Here is a 15,573-nt window from a genome sequence, read left to right as displayed (position 1 = left end):
CCCTCTCCCCACCACAGAGGACAGTGATGAACCTGAAGAGACGCGCCGTCGTCGGTGTGGCGTTCGCCGCCGCGCTCGTCACGGCGACCGCCGGTTGCAACTCGTCCGAGCCCGCCTCGTCCGGTGGCAGTGGCACCGGCAACGCGAGCGCCCAGATCGCCGTCGACCTGCCCCGGGCCGACTCCGACTTCTGGAACTCCTACGCGAAGTACATTCCGCAGTACGCGCAGGAGAGCGGCATCAACCTGATGACGCCGACCAACTCGCAGAACGACATCGCGAAGCTGGTCGCCAACGCCCAGGCGCTCACCGCCCAGGGCGCCAAGGCGATCGTGATGGCGCCGCAGGACACGGGCGCGATCGCCTCGACGCTGGCGACGCTGGAGAGCAAGAAGATCCCCGTCGTCTCCGTCGACACCCGGCCCGACAAGGGCAAGGTCTTCATGGTGGTGCGGGCCGACAACCGCGCCTACGGCCAGAAGGCGTGCGAGTTCCTCGGTGAGAAGCTCGGCGGCAAGGGCAAGGTCGTCGAGTTCCAGGGCTCGCTCTCGTCGGTCAACGGCCGCGACCGGTCCGAGGCGTTCGCCGAGTGCATGAAGAGCAAGTTCCCCGGCATCACGGTCTTCGAGGAGCCGACCGAGTGGGAGGGCGCCAAGGCGTCCGCCGCCCTGCAGACCCGGCTCGCCCAGCACCCTGACATCAACGGCATCTACATGCAGGCCGGCGGCGTGTTCCTGGCGCCGACCCTGCAGCTGCTGAAGTCCAAGAACCTGCTGGTGCCGCCGACCGACCCGAAGCACATCTTCATCGTCTCCAACGACGGCATCCCGCAGGAGTTCGAGGCGATCCGCAAGGGCGAGATCGACGCCACCGTCTCGCAGCCGGCCGACCTCTACGCCAAGTACGCGCTCTTCTACGCGAAGGCCGCGGTCGAGGGGAAGACGTTCACCCCTGGACCTACCGACCACGACAGCACCATCATCGACGTCGGCAACGGCGTGCTCGAGGACCAGCTGCCGGCGCCGCTCGTGACGAAGGACAACGTCGACGACGCGTCGTTGTGGGGCAACCAGATCGGGAAGTGATGACCGCAGTGCTCTCCGACGCGGCCGGGAGTGGGGCTGGCGCCCCGCCCCCGGCCGTCTCGGCCAACCAGATCACCAAGCGCTTCGGCGCGACCACCGCACTGTCCGATGTGTCTCTCACGGTGCGCCCGGGTGAGACGCATGCCCTGGTGGGCCGCAACGGCGCCGGCAAGTCGACGCTGGTGTCGGTGCTCACCGGGCTGCAGCGGGCCGACGAGGGCACGGTGTCGTTCGGCGGCGAGCCGGCGCCGGCACCGTCCGACCGCGACGGCTGGCGCCGCCGGGTGGCCTGCGTCTACCAGCGGTCCACCATCATCCCGACCCTGTCGGTGGCGGAGAACCTGTTCCTCAACCGGCAGGCCGGTTTTGGTGTGATCCGTTGGGGTTCCGTGCGCCGCCGGGCCGCGTCGCTGCTGGAGGAGTACGGCGTCGCGGTCGATCCGGGCGCGCTGGCCGGGGACCTCAACGTCGAGCAGCGACAGCTCGTCGAGATCGCCCGGGCGCTCTCCGTCGGCGCGCGGTTCATCATCCTCGACGAGCCGACCGCGCGGCTCGACGCGACCGCGATCGAGCGGCTCTTCACCCGGATGCGGGCACTGTCCGCGGCCGGCGTGACGATGCTGTTCATCTCGCACCACCTGCGCGAGGTCTACGAGGTGTGCGACACGGTCACCGTGCTGCGGGACGCCCGGTGGGTGCTCACCGAGCCGGTGTCGGCGGTCGGGCACGACGCTCTGGTCTCCGCCATGACCGGCGAGGCGGTCGGGCTCACGTCCGTCGCGCCGCGGTCGGTGCCGTCGTCGGCCGCGGCCGCGCTGACGCTGTCGGGCCTCACCCTCGCCGGCGCGTACACGGGGATCGACCTGTCGGTGCGCGCCGGGGAGATCGTGGGGGTGACCGGCTCCGGGAGCAGCGGCAAGGTGTCGCTGGCCGAGACCGTCGGCGGGTTGCGTCGCGCCGACGGGGGCACGGTGTCGGTGGGCTCCGCGCCGGTTGGCGCGGGGGTGCCGGCGGCGTTGCGGGCCGGGATCGGGCTCGTGCCCGAGGACCGCCACCGCGAGGGCCTGGTGCCGCTGCTGTCGGTGGCGGAGAACGCGACGCTGCCGATCGCGGACCGGCTGGGCCCGGCGGGCGTCGTCGTGCCGCGGCGGCGGGCGGCGGTGGCCGCGGAGATGGTGCGGAAGTACGACATCCGGACCGAGAGCCCGCACGCGCCGGTGTCGAGCCTGTCGGGCGGCAACGCGCAGAAGGTGGTGCTGGCCCGCGCGCTGTCGACGGACCCGAAGGTGCTGGTGCTGATCAACCCGACGGCCGGTGTCGACGTGCGCTCGAAGGAGTCGCTGCTGGGCGCGGTCCGCGCGGCGGCCGACGGTGGCACGGGCGTCCTGATGATCTCGGACGAACTCGACGACCTGCGCCACTGCGACCGGGTGCTGGTCATGTTCCACGGCCGGATCACGGCCACCCTGGCCCACGGCTGGGACGACGCACAGGTGGTCGCCGCGGTCGAGGGCGTCGACGACGACGGCGGGGCGGCCGCCGGTGAAGGCGGCTCACGGGCCGGCAAAGGTGTTTCAGCAGAAGGAGCGGAGTCATGAGCGGCACCACGACCGCGCCCGTCGCTACGCCGGATGCGCCTGCCGCGCGCCGGTTGCGGGGGCCGCGGCTCGCGCGGATGCGGGACCTGGCGCTCGTACCCGCGATCATCGTTCTGGTCCTGGTCGGTGCTCTGATCGACCCGGTGTTCCTGAGCAGCGCCAACATCATCAACGTGCTGCAGCAGCAGACGGAACTATCGCTGCTCGTGCTGGCCGAGGCGATCATCCTGATCGGCGGCCGGTTCGACCTGTCGCTCGAGTCGACCGTCGGTCTCGCACCGGCGCTCGCCGTCGCCTTGGTCATCCCGGCGGCCAGCAACGGGCTGGGCACCGAGTGGTCCGCGGCGCTGGCGATCCCGATCTGCCTCCTCGTCGGCGTGGCCATCGGCGCGTTCAACGGGATGCTGATCCTGCGGTTCGGGCTCTCGGCGTTCATCGTCACGCTCGGCATGCTGATCGTGCTGCGCGGCCTGCAGATCGGCATCACCGGCGGGCAGAACCTGTTCGAACTGCCGTCGTCGGTGCTCTACCTGGGCAACGCGGTCTGGCTCGGCCTGCCGGCCTCGATCTGGATCTGCGCGGTGCTGTTCGCGATCGGGATCGCGGTGCTCGGGTGGTTCCGGCACGGGCGTGCGGTGTACGCCATCGGCGGCAACCGTGACGCCGCCCGCGCGGCCGGCATCCGGGCCGACCGCGTGATCTTCGTGGTGTTCATCGTCGGTGGCCTGCTCGCCGCGCTGGCGGGCCTGCTGATGACCGGCCGGCTCGGTTCGGTCGCGTCGGCGCAGGGCAACGGCATGATCTTCACGGTGTTCGCCGCGGCGGTGATCGGTGGGGTGAGCATGGAGGGCGGCAAGGGCACGCTGTTCGGCGCGCTCTGCGGCGTCGTCGTGCTCGGCCTGATCAACAACATCCTCACGCTCGCCGGCGTCTCGGCGCAGTGGATCCAGGCCATCTACGGCCTGATCATCCTGGTCGCGCTGATGCTGGCCCGGGTGACGACGGGCAAGGCCCAGGACTGAGGGGGCCGCGCGGTGGCGCTGACCGACGAAGCGATCGACAAGATCAAGGAGATGATCGTCTCCGGGGCCCTGGGCCCCGGAGACCGTCTCCCCAAGGAGGCCGACCTCGCCGAGCGGCTCGGGCTGTCCCGCAACTCGTTGCGCGAGGCGGTCAAGGCGCTCTCCATCATCAAGGTGCTCGACGTACGCCAGGGTGACGGCACGTACGTCACCAGCCTCTCGCCGGACCTGCTGCTCGAGTCGCTCAGCTTCGTGGTCGACTTCCACCGCGACGACACGGTGCTGCAGTTCCTCGAGGTCCGCCGGATCCTGGAACCGGCGGCGACGGCGCTGGCCGCCCGGCGGATGACCGAGCCGGAGGTGGCCAAGCTGCAGCGCGTACTCGATGAGCTCGGTCCTGCGCCGTCCGTGGAGGCGCTGGTCGCCAACGACCTCGAGTTCCACCGTGCGATCGCGGCCGGGTCCGGCAACGCCGCCCTGTGCTCGTTGATCGACGGGTTGTCGGGGCCGACGACGCGGGCCCGGATCTGGCGCGGGCTCACCCAGGAGGGGGCCGTCGACAAGACCCGCGAACAGCATCAGGCGATCGTCGACGCGATCGCCGCGGGGGAGCCGGAGCTCGCCCGGTCGTGGGCGACCGTGCACATCGCGGGCGTGGAGGAGTGGCTGCGGCAGGCGTTGTGATACGTCGCCGGGCGTACACCCGGATACTCCCGGCCGAGTACGGAACCGTCGTACCCCGGTCATAGAGTCATCGCGTCCAACTTCGACTTCTGCGGACGGGGTTCACGATGCGGTCGCTCTACGTCTGGCTGTCCCGGTTGATCGCCCTCGGTGTGGTGGTGCAGGTCCTGGTCATCGCCTGGAGCGCGTTCGACATCATCAACAAGGCCGGTGACGGCGTCCCGTTCACCGAGGACTCCGAGGCCAACGCCGGCGCGGTCGTGCACTCGGCCGTCGGCATGATGGTCATTCCCGTGCTCGCGCTGCTCTTCGGCATCGTCTCGTTCTTCGCCAGGGTGCGCGGCGGCGTGGCGCTGGCCTGGGCCGTCGTCGGGCTGGTGGTCCTACAGATCGCGCTCGCGTTCGCGTCCTTCGGGGCGCCGGTCGTGGGCATGCTGCACGCCCTCAACGCGTTCGCGATCGCGGGTGTCGCCGGCATGGCGGGCGCGCGTGCCAACCGGCCCGAGACCCCCGTCGCCGCCGCTCCGGTGGGTGACCCCGGGGTTCCCGCGGGCGCATGACGGCGTTGCACGACCCGGCCGAGCAGGCAGTTGGCTCGGCCGGGGCCGACAAGGCTGCCCTGGATACGGTCGAACCAACCGGCGGTGCGGAGGCTGCCGGGCCCCGGGTTCTCGGCCGGCGGTTGCTGCGCTGGGGCGCGATCGGGTTGTCGCTGGTGCTGGTCGGCACGCTCGGTTATCTCTGGTACGACAGCCGGCTGCCGTCCACGTACTCCGTCATGGACATGGGTGTCGCCGACTACGGGGGCGGGCCGGTGCCGCGGGGCGGGCACCAGCACGGGGGCGGGGTCTCGGTCGCGACCTTGACCGGGCCGGTCGACGTGGCGCCGGCGGTGGCGATGACGCTGACCGCGCGGGCCGGGTCGTTCGCGCTGGCCAGCGGGGAGCAGGTCACCGGTTACACGCTCAACGGTGGGTCGCCGGGGCCCGAGATCCGGGCGACCGTCGGTGACGTGGTCGCGGTGACGCTGGTCAACGAGTCGGTGGCCGACGGGGTGGCCCTGCACTGGCACGGGGTGCGGGTGCCCAACGCCGAGGACGGCGTGGCCGGGGTGACCCAGGACGCGGTGCCGGTCGGCGGGCGCCACACCTACCGGTTCCGGGTGACCGATGCCGGGACCTTCTGGTACCACTCCCATCAGGTGTCCCACGAACAGGTGAAAGGTGGGCTGTTCGGGGCGTTGGTGGTGCTGCCCGGCGCCGCTTCGCCGGATGTCGTCGCCCAGGTGCACACCTATGACGGGCGGCGGACGGTGCAGGGGGCGACGGGGGAGCGGCGGGTCGCGGCCGCGGCCGGGGTGCCGACGCGGGTCCGGGTCGTCAACACCGACAACGGGCCGTTGCGGGTGGCGGTGGCGGGGGCGCCCTACCGCGTGCTGGCGATCGACGGGCACGACCTGCACGGGCCCGGTGACGTGACCGACCGTGACCTGGTCATCGCGGCCGGGGGCCGGGCCGACCTGTCGGTGACGCCGCCGGCCGGCGCCGCGGTCCGGGTCGACCTCGGCGCGGGGTCGTCGCTGGTGCTCGGGCCGCCGGGCGCCGCGGCCCCGGCGGCGGACCCCGCCGGTGCGGTGCTGGACCTGCTCTCCTACGGCACGCCGGCGCCCGTCGACCTCGACACCAGCCAGTTCGACCGCGACTTCACGCTGACGATCGACCGGTGGCCGGGCTTCCTCGACGGGCGGCCCGGGCTGTGGTGGACGATGAACGGGCGGCTCTATCCCGACGTGCCGATGTTCATGTTCCGCGCGGGCGACCTGGTGCGGATGACCATCACCAACGACTCGGGCGAGGTGCACCCGATGCACCTGCACGGGCACGTCGCGCTGGTGCTCTCCCGCGACGGGGTGCCGGCGACGGGCAGTCCGTGGTGGACGGACTCGCTGGACGTCGACGAGGGCGAGACGTATGTGATCGCCTTCAAGGCCGACAATCCCGGCATCTGGATGGACCACTGCCACAACCTGCCGCACGCCGCGGACGGGATGGTCGCCCACCTGGCATATGAGGGCTACACGACCCCGTACATGATCGGCGGAAAGGCGGAAAACGAGCCTGAGTGATCAATCAGATAATGTGAATGACCTTGCATCTTTCGGTTTTCTCGGTAGCGTTCGGTGCTGGTCGTCGATCGAGATCGGGCGGGCTCATGCATGTCGAGGTCGAGAAGGTCCTGACCGGCACACGACTCGAGGAGGCCTGGCACCTCTACACGACGGCGTTCGAGGAGCTCCGCAGGGCGGCGGTGCAGAGACACGTGATGCACCGCTCGGAGTTCGACGAGGTCATGGCCGACGACCGGGTGGAGAAATACGTCGCCCTGACGCCGGAGGGCACGCTGTGTGCACTGTCGACGTTCACGAACGACCTGGACGCGATGCCGTTGATCTCCCCGGACTATTTCGCGCACCGCTGGCCGGACCACTACGCCGAACACCGCGTCTGGTACCTGGGCTTCCTCGCCATCGCCGACTCCCAACGCGGCTCAGGCGTCTTCGAAACCATGATCGAACGAATGTGGCGGATCGTGCGCGCCAACGCCGGCATCGCGGCGATGGATATCTGCGCCCGCAACGAGGCACGCCACCTGGACGGGGCGATCACCCGCACGTTGACTGCGCTGACCCCGGACGTGGTCCCGACCCGCCTGGACACGCAGGCCTTCTGGTGCTGGGAACTCCCCACCGCCTCCTGAAGCCGCGAGGGCGCCGGGGATCAGCGAAGCGGGTCGTCGTCGGAGTCGCTGTCGGCGCTCGCGGCACGACGCGCCACCTCGACCGTGTCAGGAGACTGGGCGTCCCCGGCGGGCGGAGCGGGTGTCGCCTCGCCGGCGGACCGCCGGCGGTTCCTGACCGGGATACGCGGCACGGGCTCCGTCGGCGTTGCCGGTTCGTGCCCCGGGCCGGCGTTGCCGTTCGACGGGCCTGCCGCCGGGTTGGTCATCGCGTCCAACGGACGACCGTTGGCGGCATCTGTGCCGGCGAGCACCGCGCGACCGTTGACCTCGCCGGAGTCGGCGATCTCTGCCGAATCCGCGGGGTCGCCGCCCGCGGCGAGCGAGATCATCCCGACGGGCCTGGAGTCCCGCGCGCTGCCGGGCACCGGTCGCGGCCGGTCGCGCGCCGCCTCATCATCGTCATCGCCCTGGCGGGCGGAGGCGGTTTCGCCACCCATCGTCAGCGAGATCGCCGCCGCGGCATCGGCTGCCACGTCCAGGTCCGCCTCCGTGGGCGACCGGCGATCACGGCCGTCCTGCTCCGACGACTCATCCGGCTCCGCGCCGGCTTGCGCGGTGTGAGCCTGCACCGCATCGCCCGGCGCGGCGTCGTCTCGCGCCGCGCGGGCTTGCGCCGCGTCGCTCAAAGCCGCGTTGGCCGGTGCCACGTTCGTCACCCGATCCGGCGCCTGCTCCCGGTCACCGCGACCACCGTTCCCGTTGACCACCGGTGCGGGAGTGGGCGGCTCGCCCGGGAGGGGCGCCAGCAGGCGGCGGGTCGCCTCGCTGTCGCCGTTGACGCGGGCCGGCTCCGGGCCCAGCCGCGGGAACGACTCCAGCGGCGACGACCGGACCGGCCGGTCCGGCACCGTCCGGGCCGCGCGTTCCAGGGCCGCCGCCCCTCGCCCGATCGAGGCCGGTTGGCGTAGCCGCGCGAAGGTCTCCGGGTCCTGCGGGCGGCCCCACAGCCAACCCTGCCCGTACACGACGCCCAACGCCTGCAGGACGTCGCGTTGCGCCTGGGTCTGGACGCCCTCCGCCACCACGGTCAGGCCCAGGGCCGAGCTCATCGCGACCACCGCGCGGACGATCTCCTCGTCCTCCGGGTTCGTGCCCAGGCCGCCGACGAAGGAGCGGTCGATCTTGACGCCCGTGACCGGGTGGCGGCGGAGGTAGCCCAGCGCCGAGAAGCCCGTGCCGAAGTCGTCGACGACCAGGCGTACGCCCAGGCCGCGCAGCTCGGCCATCACCTGGTCGGTGACCTGCGAGCCGTCGACCATGACCGACTCGGTGATCTCCAGCATCACCGACGAGCCGTCCAGGCCGTGTTCGACCAGGGCCTCGGCCAGCTCGCCGGGCAGGCGTGGGTCGCGGAGCTGGCGCGGCGAGACGTTGATCGACAGCCAGAAGTCCTCGCCGACCACGTCGTCCTTGCGCCACTCGGCGAGCTGGCGCAGCGCCTCGCGCATCACCCAGCGGCCCAGGTCGGTGATCAGGCCCGTCTCCTCGGCGACCGGGATGAACTTGGTCGGCGGGATCGTGCCCTTCACCGGGTGCTCCCAGCGCAGCAGCGCCTCGACGCCGGTCAGGCGGGCGCCGGCGAGGCGCACGATCGGCTGGTACGCCAGGCGGAGCTGGTCGTGCGCGAGAGCGTGGCGCAGGGCTAGCTCGATGTCGATCCGGTCGCGTACCCGGTCGTGCATGGTCGAGTCGAACAGCACCCACCGGCCGCGCCCCTCGGCCTTCGCCTGGTACATCGCGGTGTCCGCGTCGCGCAGCAGCCCCTCGGCCGTGACGAGCGCGGAACCGGCGGCGTGCGGGTCGCGTACGCCATCGTCGGTCCTCGGCTCGCCCGCCACCGTCGAACCGGCGATGCCGATCGAGCCGGACACCACCACGTCGGACGCGGTCGCCTTGAGCGGCAGCGTGAGGCTCGCCAGGATGCGCTCGGCCAGCGCGATCGCGTCGGCCTCGGTCGAGACGTGCGCGATGACGAACTCGTCGCCACCGACCCGGGCGATCGCGGCGCCGGTGGGCACGGTGCGGCGCAGCCGGCGGGCCACCTCGACGATGACCCGGTCGCCCGCGTAGTGCCCCCACGAGTCGTTGACCAACTTGAACCCGTCCAGGTCCAGGAAGAACAACCATAGTGGACGGTCCGGATCGGGCCCCTTCGCGAGCGTCTGGCCCACGTGGTCGACCAGCAGCGCCCGGTTGGGCAGCGCGGTCAGGTGGTCGTGGGTGGCCTGGTACTCGTACTCGCGCTGCGCGGCCGCGTACGCCTGCACCGCCGACACCGACCGCAACAGCAGCAACGCCACCATCAGCGCGCCGCCCACCGCGAGGACGACGCGGTCGAGCAGGCTCAGGTCGGGGATCACCGCGATCAGGACGAACGGCACCGCCAGCGCCGGGATGATCAGCAGGAGCCGGCGCCACGACCAGGCCTGGACGGGCAAGGGCGATCGGCGCCCGATGTCCCGCATGGACGGATGCAGCGCGCACGCCCCGATCAGCACGAAACCGACCAGGAACGGCAGGTCGACCCAGCGGTTGCCGCTGAGGGTGCCGTTGAGCCCGATGATGGCGTAGCCGATGTCGCCCGCGAGCAACAGCACCATCGAGCCGATGAGCATGAGGTAGCTGGGGCCGCGGATCGAGGTGGTGAACGCGACGTTCGCGACGAGCAGCACGAGGACCAGGTCGAAGATCGGGTAGAGCCCGGCCACCGTGGACACGGCCGCCGACCGGTCGTCTATGCCGGCCGCCGGCACCGAGAAGAACAGCGCGAATATCAGCCCGGCGCCGAGCCCGATCAGCAGCCCGTCGATGACGGCGTGCCGCTTGGGCCCGTGCTTGACGGTGAGGAAGCCGACCAGAGCCGCGAACATCAGCACGTATCCGGGCACGGTGAACGCGTCGGCGGTCAGTTGGGCGGTGCCGCTCTGCTCGGACGCCCACGGTCGCATGATCGCGCCGACGACGAAGAACAGCGAGGCCGCGCCGAGGAGAAACCATGGCCACCGCGGCCGAGCCCGATGCCATTGCGCGCCGGTGACGAGAGCGGCAGCCGCCCCCGCGCCGACGACCGCGAACACGACTCCACTGACGACGGCGTTGTCGACGACGATGTATGCGATTGCGGCGAACAGCCCGGCCAGGACGAAGAGCCCGGCCGGAATTGCGGTGGCCAGCGGCGTAGCGCCGGCCGAGACCGCACGTGGCATTTCATCGCCCCCTGCGCGGACTTCCGGCGACGTTTCCCCAGCGAACCACGACTGTAGCAGGATCGATCGGCAGTAAGTGACTGTTCTTCGCGTTTGTCGGCCGGATTCGTTTTGGGAAGCCTTTTGGCTGGAACGAAAGGCCTTCAGCCCCAACCGCAAAGAGCCAATCAGGACAGTTCTTCAAGGTCAATCGGCTGTCCCGGGTGCGCAGTGGGCACGACCGTCGCTCCCGCCGGAGATCGCTCGCTGCGCTTCACTCGCCAGGTCCGCGGTGGGTCGCGCACACGGCCCGGATCATGGGTGGCGGTCCGCGACCAGGGATCGAGCCCCATCGTCCGCAGGGTCATCGTCGATCGATCGCTCTCCATGGTCCTCAGATGTCACACGGAACCCTGCGGTGTCGCGGGGCTCCGGATCAGGCCGGTGATCTCCGCGGTGTCGGCCGCGGCATCGAGGGCTTCGAGGCTGCCGCCGTTGTCGAGCCAGCGGTCGGCCGCGCGGGCGTCGGCGCCGCTGGGCAGGCCTCCGGCGATCAACAGCGGAAGCGTGACGGCGTAGCGGGGCACCATGTGCGCCGGGAAACGGTACGGAACGCGCGCGACCGCGGTCGCGACCCGGATCGCGTGCTCGTTGCCGGGCGGCACCCCGGGCCGGTCCGGCTCCGCGGCGAGCCACCGCCACCCGTGCGCGGTGTCGCACTCGGCGCACCCCGTGGCCCCGGACCCGAGCGCCGCGCCGCAGGTCGAGCAGGCCGTATGGTCGAGCGCGCCGTCCAACACCCGCCACCCGACGCCCCGCGGATCGGCGACGACGGTGGCGGCGAAGGCGGGGACGTCGACGTCATCCACCTCGTACTCGCGCAGGGCGCCCCGCCACGCGGCCGCGACATCGTCGTCGAGCCACCGCGAGCAGGCCCGACAGGCCGGCGCCCGCCCCGGCCGCCGCCACCCACACTCCACACACCGCGGCAACGGTCGCAGGTCCATACCCCATGATCGCAGAGCGGAAGCACCGAGGCGCACCGGTTTCCACCGCCCGCCGCCGGCCAGGTCGTCAGTGGAGGTCGAGTACGGGGACTCGGACGCCGGCCGCGCGGAGCCTGCTCTCGAACAGCGCCGTCAACCGCGCGGTGGCGGCCGTCGGCTCCTCGCCGTGGCGGGCGATCAGCGTGTAGCGGGCCGTCGCGTCCGTGCGGGCCTGCAGCGCCGTCACCGTGCTCAGCAGTGCCGGGTCGGCGAGGTAGTGCTCCGCGGCGGCCGTCGCCAGCTCCTCGATGCGTGGGTCGTCCGGTTCCCACGTCCGGGCCTCGGCCGCCGACCTGGTGAGGGCGACCAGCCGGGGGTCCCGTACCGCATGCTCGAAGTGGGTCAGGTAGTCGTCGAATCCTTCGGGGACCAGGGCCTTCGCCAGCACCCAACCCTCCCTGGTGGCGGCGACCTCGTCCGCGGTGAAGCCCAGGTCGGGCATCTGTTCCAGGAGGGCCGCCGCGCGGTCGGGCAGCAGGGCCCGGTCGCCGTCGGCGAGGCGGTGCAGCGTGTCCCGCCGCCTGATCAGCTCCTCGATCCGCCCGGTCAACTGCCGCTCCACGTCGGCCAGGGCGGCGGCGAACCGGTCGGCGTCGGCGTCCAGCATGGGTGCGATCTCGGCCAGCGGAACGCCGGCCTCGGCCAGGGCCCGCACCTGGACGAGGCGCAGCAGGTCTTCCGACCCGTACCGGCGGTATCCCGACCTATCGCGCCCGGGCTCCTTGACCAGGCCCAGCTTGTGGTAGTGCCGCACCGTCTTGACGGTGACGCCGACGAACGTCGCCGCCTGGCCGATCGTGACCCCGTTTTCCATCCGCTCAGCCTGCCGCAGGTGCCGGATCGCTTCGCACGCCCCCGAAGACCTCCTCGAGCAGCCGGTCCTGGGCCTGCTGGAACGCGGCCCCGATCGACAGGGTGGCGTCGTCCACGCAGTTCAGGGCCGCGGTCAGGGTGCGGGTGCCGTCGGGGGTGCTGTACATCAGCGCCGCGTGGCCGACGACCGCGCCGTTGTGGCAGATGACGGTGCCGCCGCCGGGCGTGGTCAGGACGAAGAGGCCCAGGCCGTACGCCATGTTCGGGATGCCTGTCGGGTGTGGGGTGCACATCTCGGCGAGCAGCGGCGCGGGTAGCAGCGTGCCGGCGAGCAGGGCCGAGATGAAGGTGTGCAGGTCCCGGGTGGTGGAGATCAGGTCGCCGCCGGTGGAGATCCAGGACGGGTTCTGGCGGGTGACGTCGACGGTCGTGTCGTCGTGGCGGTAGTAGGCGTGCGCGTACGGCTCGGGAAGCTCCGGCGAGGCGTCCGGCACTACGGTGCCCGTCAGGGCGAGGGGTTCGAGGATCAGGCGGCGCATCTCCTCGGCGTACGCGCGGCCCGTGATCTTCTCGATCAGCAGCCGGGCCAGGACGTAGTTGGTGTTGGAGTAGCTCCAGCCCGCCCCGGGCTCGAACCGCGGCGGCTTCGACAGCGCCAGCCGGACCAGGTCCACCGGCGCGTAGGTCTTCAGGCGGTCATCGAGCCAGTCCGGCCCGGTGGCGCCGTACGGGATGGGGATGCCCAGCGTGACGGAGCCGTCCTCGTGAACCTCGCCGGTGAAGTTGAACAGGCCGCTGGTGTGCCGCAGCAGCATGCGTACCGTGATCCGCTCGTCCAGGCCGAAGTCCGGCAGGTGCGTGGCGACGGGGTCGTCGAGCCCGAACCGGCCCTCGGCCACCAGCGCCAGCACGAGCGCCGCGGTGAAGGTCTTGGTGTTGCTGCCGATCCGGTGATGCCCGTTCGCGGGTGGCGGGGTGGTGCCGCCCAGTTCGGCGAGGCCGGCGACGCCGACCCATTCGCCGTGCTCGTCGTTGACACGCAGCGAAACCCCGAGGAAGCCGGCGTCGACGATGTCGTCGATGGCCTTGCGCAAAGCTGGACGGTCGGTGTTGGTCATTGTCGCTCCCGAGGTTCTGGTCTTGTACGGTCGGCTGCGACCAGCTTCGACCCCGACCCGAGGTCAACCGCAACGGTGAGCCGGAGCACAGCAGCGGTGCTCGTGATCGACGATGGAGGCCCGTGATGAAGGTGATCGTGTTCGGCGGCGGTCCGATCGGGGTGGCGGTCCGATCGACCCTGGAACAGGCCGGCCACGCGGTGGTCACGGTTTCTCGGACGACCGGAGACGGGCGGGCCGACATCACCGACAAGGCGAGCCTGGACGCGTTGTTCGCGTCGGTGGCCCCGTTCGACGCGGTGGCGAGCGCGGTCGGCGTCGTCGAGCCGGGCCCGCTGGCGGAGGCGACCGACGAACAGTGGGCCAGCTCGATCGCGTCGAAGGGCATGGGCCAGATCAATCTGGTACGCGCGGCGCTGCCCCACATCACCGACGGCGGCTCCTTCACCCTGATCTCGGGGGTGCTGGCCGAGGAGTTCACCAGGCACAGCGCCATCGGGGCGACGGTCAACAACATGGTGGAGGGTTTCGTGAAGGCCGCGGCCACGGACCTGCCGCGGGGCTTGCGCATCAACTGCGTCAGCCCGACGGTCCTGGCGGAGTCGCCACACTATTTCCCGTACTTCCCGGGTTATGAGCCGGTGACGGCGGCCGAGGTGGGCATGGCCTATCTACGGGCGATCGCCAACCCGATCACGGGCCGCATCCTGAAGCTCCACAAAACCAACTCCTAGCCCCGGCCTTCGCGCGGCCAGCGTCAGCGGCGCGGGCCCCTCGGTCGTTGAGCGCCGGGGTGCGCGCTGCCGGGTGGGCGGCGTTTCTGTCGCAGTCGGTGGCGCTGGCCGCGGTCTTGCCCAGGGTTGGGCTTTGACCGCGCGGTGGCGGTTCTGTCGTGGACGGTCGGGCTGGGTCGGAGTCCTTCGGGCGCGCATGTTGGGCTTGATGACCGCGCCGCCGCGCCTGTCCTGGGATGGCGCTGGTTCGCGGTCAGTCCGCGGTGCGCCCTGATCGTGCGGTGACGGTCTGTTGTGGGCGGTTCCACTGGTTCGCTGCCGTGTCTGTGGTTGCGCCTCGATCACGCGGTGGCGCGTCTCTACTTTGGATCGTGGGCTGGTCGCGGTCATACCTGTGGTTCGGCTTTGACCGTGCCGTGGCTTTTCTGTTGTGGGCAGTGGCCTTGGGCCGGGGTCGTCTGGGAGCGCGGTCGGGCTGATGACCGCGGTCGCGCCTGTCTTGCGCGGTGGCTGGTTCGCGCTCATGTCCGCGGTGCGCCCTGACCGTGCGGTGGCGTTTCCTTGGGCGGTCGCGTTTGGTCGGGGTGGTTCGGGCGCACGGTTGCGCTTTGACCGCCCGCGGCGGCGCTTTGCGCCGTAAGCGGTGGCGCTGGTTCGGTCCGCGGCGACGACGGCGTCGAGGTCGAGGTCCGGACCAGGCCGAGGGCTGACCCCGACTTTCGCCCAGAGCGTGAGAGCAAAGTCCAGACGTGGGTCTCCCGGGCGCGTCGTGGCCGCCGCCGGCGTCGTCCCCGAAACCCGGTCCGTGGCCGACCGGGAAGGCGGAAGGTCGGCCCGTCGCGCGGCGGCGGGCCGACCTCGCGGGACCCCTGCCGTTATTGGTCGTACCACCAGCAGGAGTTCGGGTACTCCCAGAGCGGCCAACAGATCGAGTCCCGGGTCTGCGGCCCGTACACCCCGTCGGCGCTGATGCCGAGCCGTCGCTGCAGAGCCTTCAACGCGTTCTCCGTCGCCGGGCCGAAGTCGCCGTCGACCGCGATGGCGTAGTCGTACTGGTCACGCATGACCTGCTGCAGGTACTTCACGGCGTTGTTCTTGTTGCCTCGGCGCATGTTGCACTGGGGGCTGAGCGTCGAGTAGTAGACCGGGATGAACATGTACTTGTTCGACGCGCTGTACTTGCGGGTCGCCTCGTTGCAGGTCGGCACGGCGGCGCCGGCCGGTCCGGCGGTCGCGGCGAGCACGCCGCCACTCGCCAGGACAGCCATGGCCACCGCCGCGGCTACGGCCCTGAATCGAAAACCCATCGCGGGCTCCTCCCCGTTGCGCCGGCGGATAGGCCCCGTGCCTTCGCCCGGCGTACGGCGGACGCTAACACCGACATGGACGATCGTTGATCCCTTGGAGGGGCGCCTGCAAGAACCGGCGATGCGCTCCAGAACGGAAGGAACCGGGCACTGAGGGGGAACGGGCCTTAGAGTTCCTAACG

At 71.2% G+C, this 15,573-nt stretch carries 13 protein-coding genes; 8 read left to right on the top strand and 5 right to left on the bottom strand.

The window, feature by feature from the left end; genetic code table 11:
• Nucleotides 1-26 precede the first annotated feature (26 nt).
• The 7 genes from Asi02nite_RS29285 to Asi02nite_RS29255 all read left to right on the top strand — a co-directional run bounded on the left by Asi02nite_RS29285 (nucleotide 27) and on the right by Asi02nite_RS29255 (nucleotide 7,146).
• Nucleotides 27-1,085 (top strand): sugar ABC transporter substrate-binding protein, encoded by a 1,059-nt coding sequence (locus Asi02nite_RS29285; RefSeq protein WP_203717224.1) that lies wholly within the window; start codon nucleotides 27-29, stop codon nucleotides 1,083-1,085.
• Nucleotides 1,085-2,683: a sugar ABC transporter ATP-binding protein gene (locus Asi02nite_RS29280; RefSeq protein ID WP_203717223.1), complete on the top strand. Its 1,599-nt coding sequence runs from the start codon at nucleotides 1,085-1,087 to the stop codon at nucleotides 2,681-2,683. The genes Asi02nite_RS29285 and Asi02nite_RS29280 overlap by 1 nt, the downstream gene beginning before the upstream one ends.
• The gene (locus tag Asi02nite_RS29275; RefSeq protein WP_203717222.1) at nucleotides 2,680-3,705 is read left to right on the top strand and encodes an ABC transporter permease; all 1,026 of its coding nucleotides are present in this window, start codon (nucleotides 2,680-2,682) and stop codon (nucleotides 3,703-3,705) included. Before Asi02nite_RS29280 ends, Asi02nite_RS29275 begins: the two co-directional genes overlap by 4 nt.
• Nucleotides 3,706-3,717: 12 nt before the next feature.
• Nucleotides 3,718-4,389: a FadR/GntR family transcriptional regulator gene (locus tag Asi02nite_RS29270; RefSeq protein ID WP_203717221.1), complete on the top strand. Its 672-nt coding sequence runs from the start codon at nucleotides 3,718-3,720 to the stop codon at nucleotides 4,387-4,389.
• A gap of 107 nt (nucleotides 4,390-4,496) precedes the next feature.
• Nucleotides 4,497-4,949, top strand: coding sequence for a hypothetical protein (locus tag Asi02nite_RS29265; RefSeq protein WP_203717220.1), 453 nt, complete (start codon nucleotides 4,497-4,499; stop codon nucleotides 4,947-4,949).
• Nucleotides 4,946-6,514 (top strand): multicopper oxidase family protein, encoded by a 1,569-nt coding sequence (locus Asi02nite_RS29260; protein ID WP_203717219.1) that lies wholly within the window; start codon nucleotides 4,946-4,948, stop codon nucleotides 6,512-6,514. Before Asi02nite_RS29265 ends, Asi02nite_RS29260 begins: the two co-directional genes overlap by 4 nt.
• Nucleotides 6,515-6,600: 86 nt before the next feature.
• The gene (locus Asi02nite_RS29255) at nucleotides 6,601-7,146 is read left to right on the top strand and encodes a hypothetical protein (RefSeq protein ID WP_203717218.1); all 546 of its coding nucleotides are present in this window, start codon (nucleotides 6,601-6,603) and stop codon (nucleotides 7,144-7,146) included.
• 20 nt (nucleotides 7,147-7,166) lie between these two features.
• On the opposite strand, the gene Asi02nite_RS29250 is transcribed toward Asi02nite_RS29255, so the two are convergent.
• From Asi02nite_RS29250 to Asi02nite_RS29235, 4 genes are all read right to left on the bottom strand, one after another.
• A complete protein-coding gene (locus Asi02nite_RS29250) occupies nucleotides 7,167-10,394 on the bottom strand; it encodes an EAL domain-containing protein (protein WP_203717217.1) in 3,228 nt (1,075 codons plus the stop codon).
• 380 nt (nucleotides 10,395-10,774) lie between these two features.
• Complete coding sequence (locus Asi02nite_RS29245) at nucleotides 10,775-11,380, bottom strand: hypothetical protein (RefSeq protein ID WP_203717216.1); 606 nt, start codon at nucleotides 11,378-11,380, stop codon at nucleotides 10,775-10,777.
• Between the two features lie 67 nt (nucleotides 11,381-11,447).
• Nucleotides 11,448-12,233: a MerR family transcriptional regulator gene (locus Asi02nite_RS29240; protein ID WP_203717215.1), complete on the bottom strand. Its 786-nt coding sequence runs from the start codon at nucleotides 12,231-12,233 to the stop codon at nucleotides 11,448-11,450.
• A 4-nt stretch (nucleotides 12,234-12,237) separates the two neighbouring features.
• Complete coding sequence (locus Asi02nite_RS29235) at nucleotides 12,238-13,350, bottom strand: serine hydrolase domain-containing protein (RefSeq protein ID WP_203717214.1); 1,113 nt, start codon at nucleotides 13,348-13,350, stop codon at nucleotides 12,238-12,240.
• Nucleotides 13,351-13,475: 125 nt separating this feature from the next.
• Here Asi02nite_RS29235 and Asi02nite_RS29230 point away from each other — a divergent pair, with 125 nt between their 5' ends.
• Nucleotides 13,476-14,084, top strand: coding sequence for a short chain dehydrogenase (locus tag Asi02nite_RS29230; RefSeq protein ID WP_203717213.1), 609 nt, complete (start codon nucleotides 13,476-13,478; stop codon nucleotides 14,082-14,084).
• Between the two features lie 875 nt (nucleotides 14,085-14,959).
• Here the strand turns inward: Asi02nite_RS29230 and Asi02nite_RS29225 are convergent.
• Complete coding sequence (locus tag Asi02nite_RS29225; RefSeq protein WP_203717212.1) at nucleotides 14,960-15,391, bottom strand: peptidoglycan-binding domain-containing protein; 432 nt, start codon at nucleotides 15,389-15,391, stop codon at nucleotides 14,960-14,962.
• Nucleotides 15,392-15,573 lie beyond the last annotated feature (182 nt).

The organism is Asanoa siamensis, from assembly GCF_016862555.1.
Lineage (GTDB): Bacteria > Actinomycetota > Actinomycetes > Mycobacteriales > Micromonosporaceae > Asanoa > Asanoa siamensis.
This window is presented reverse-complemented; position numbering and strand designations above follow the sequence as displayed.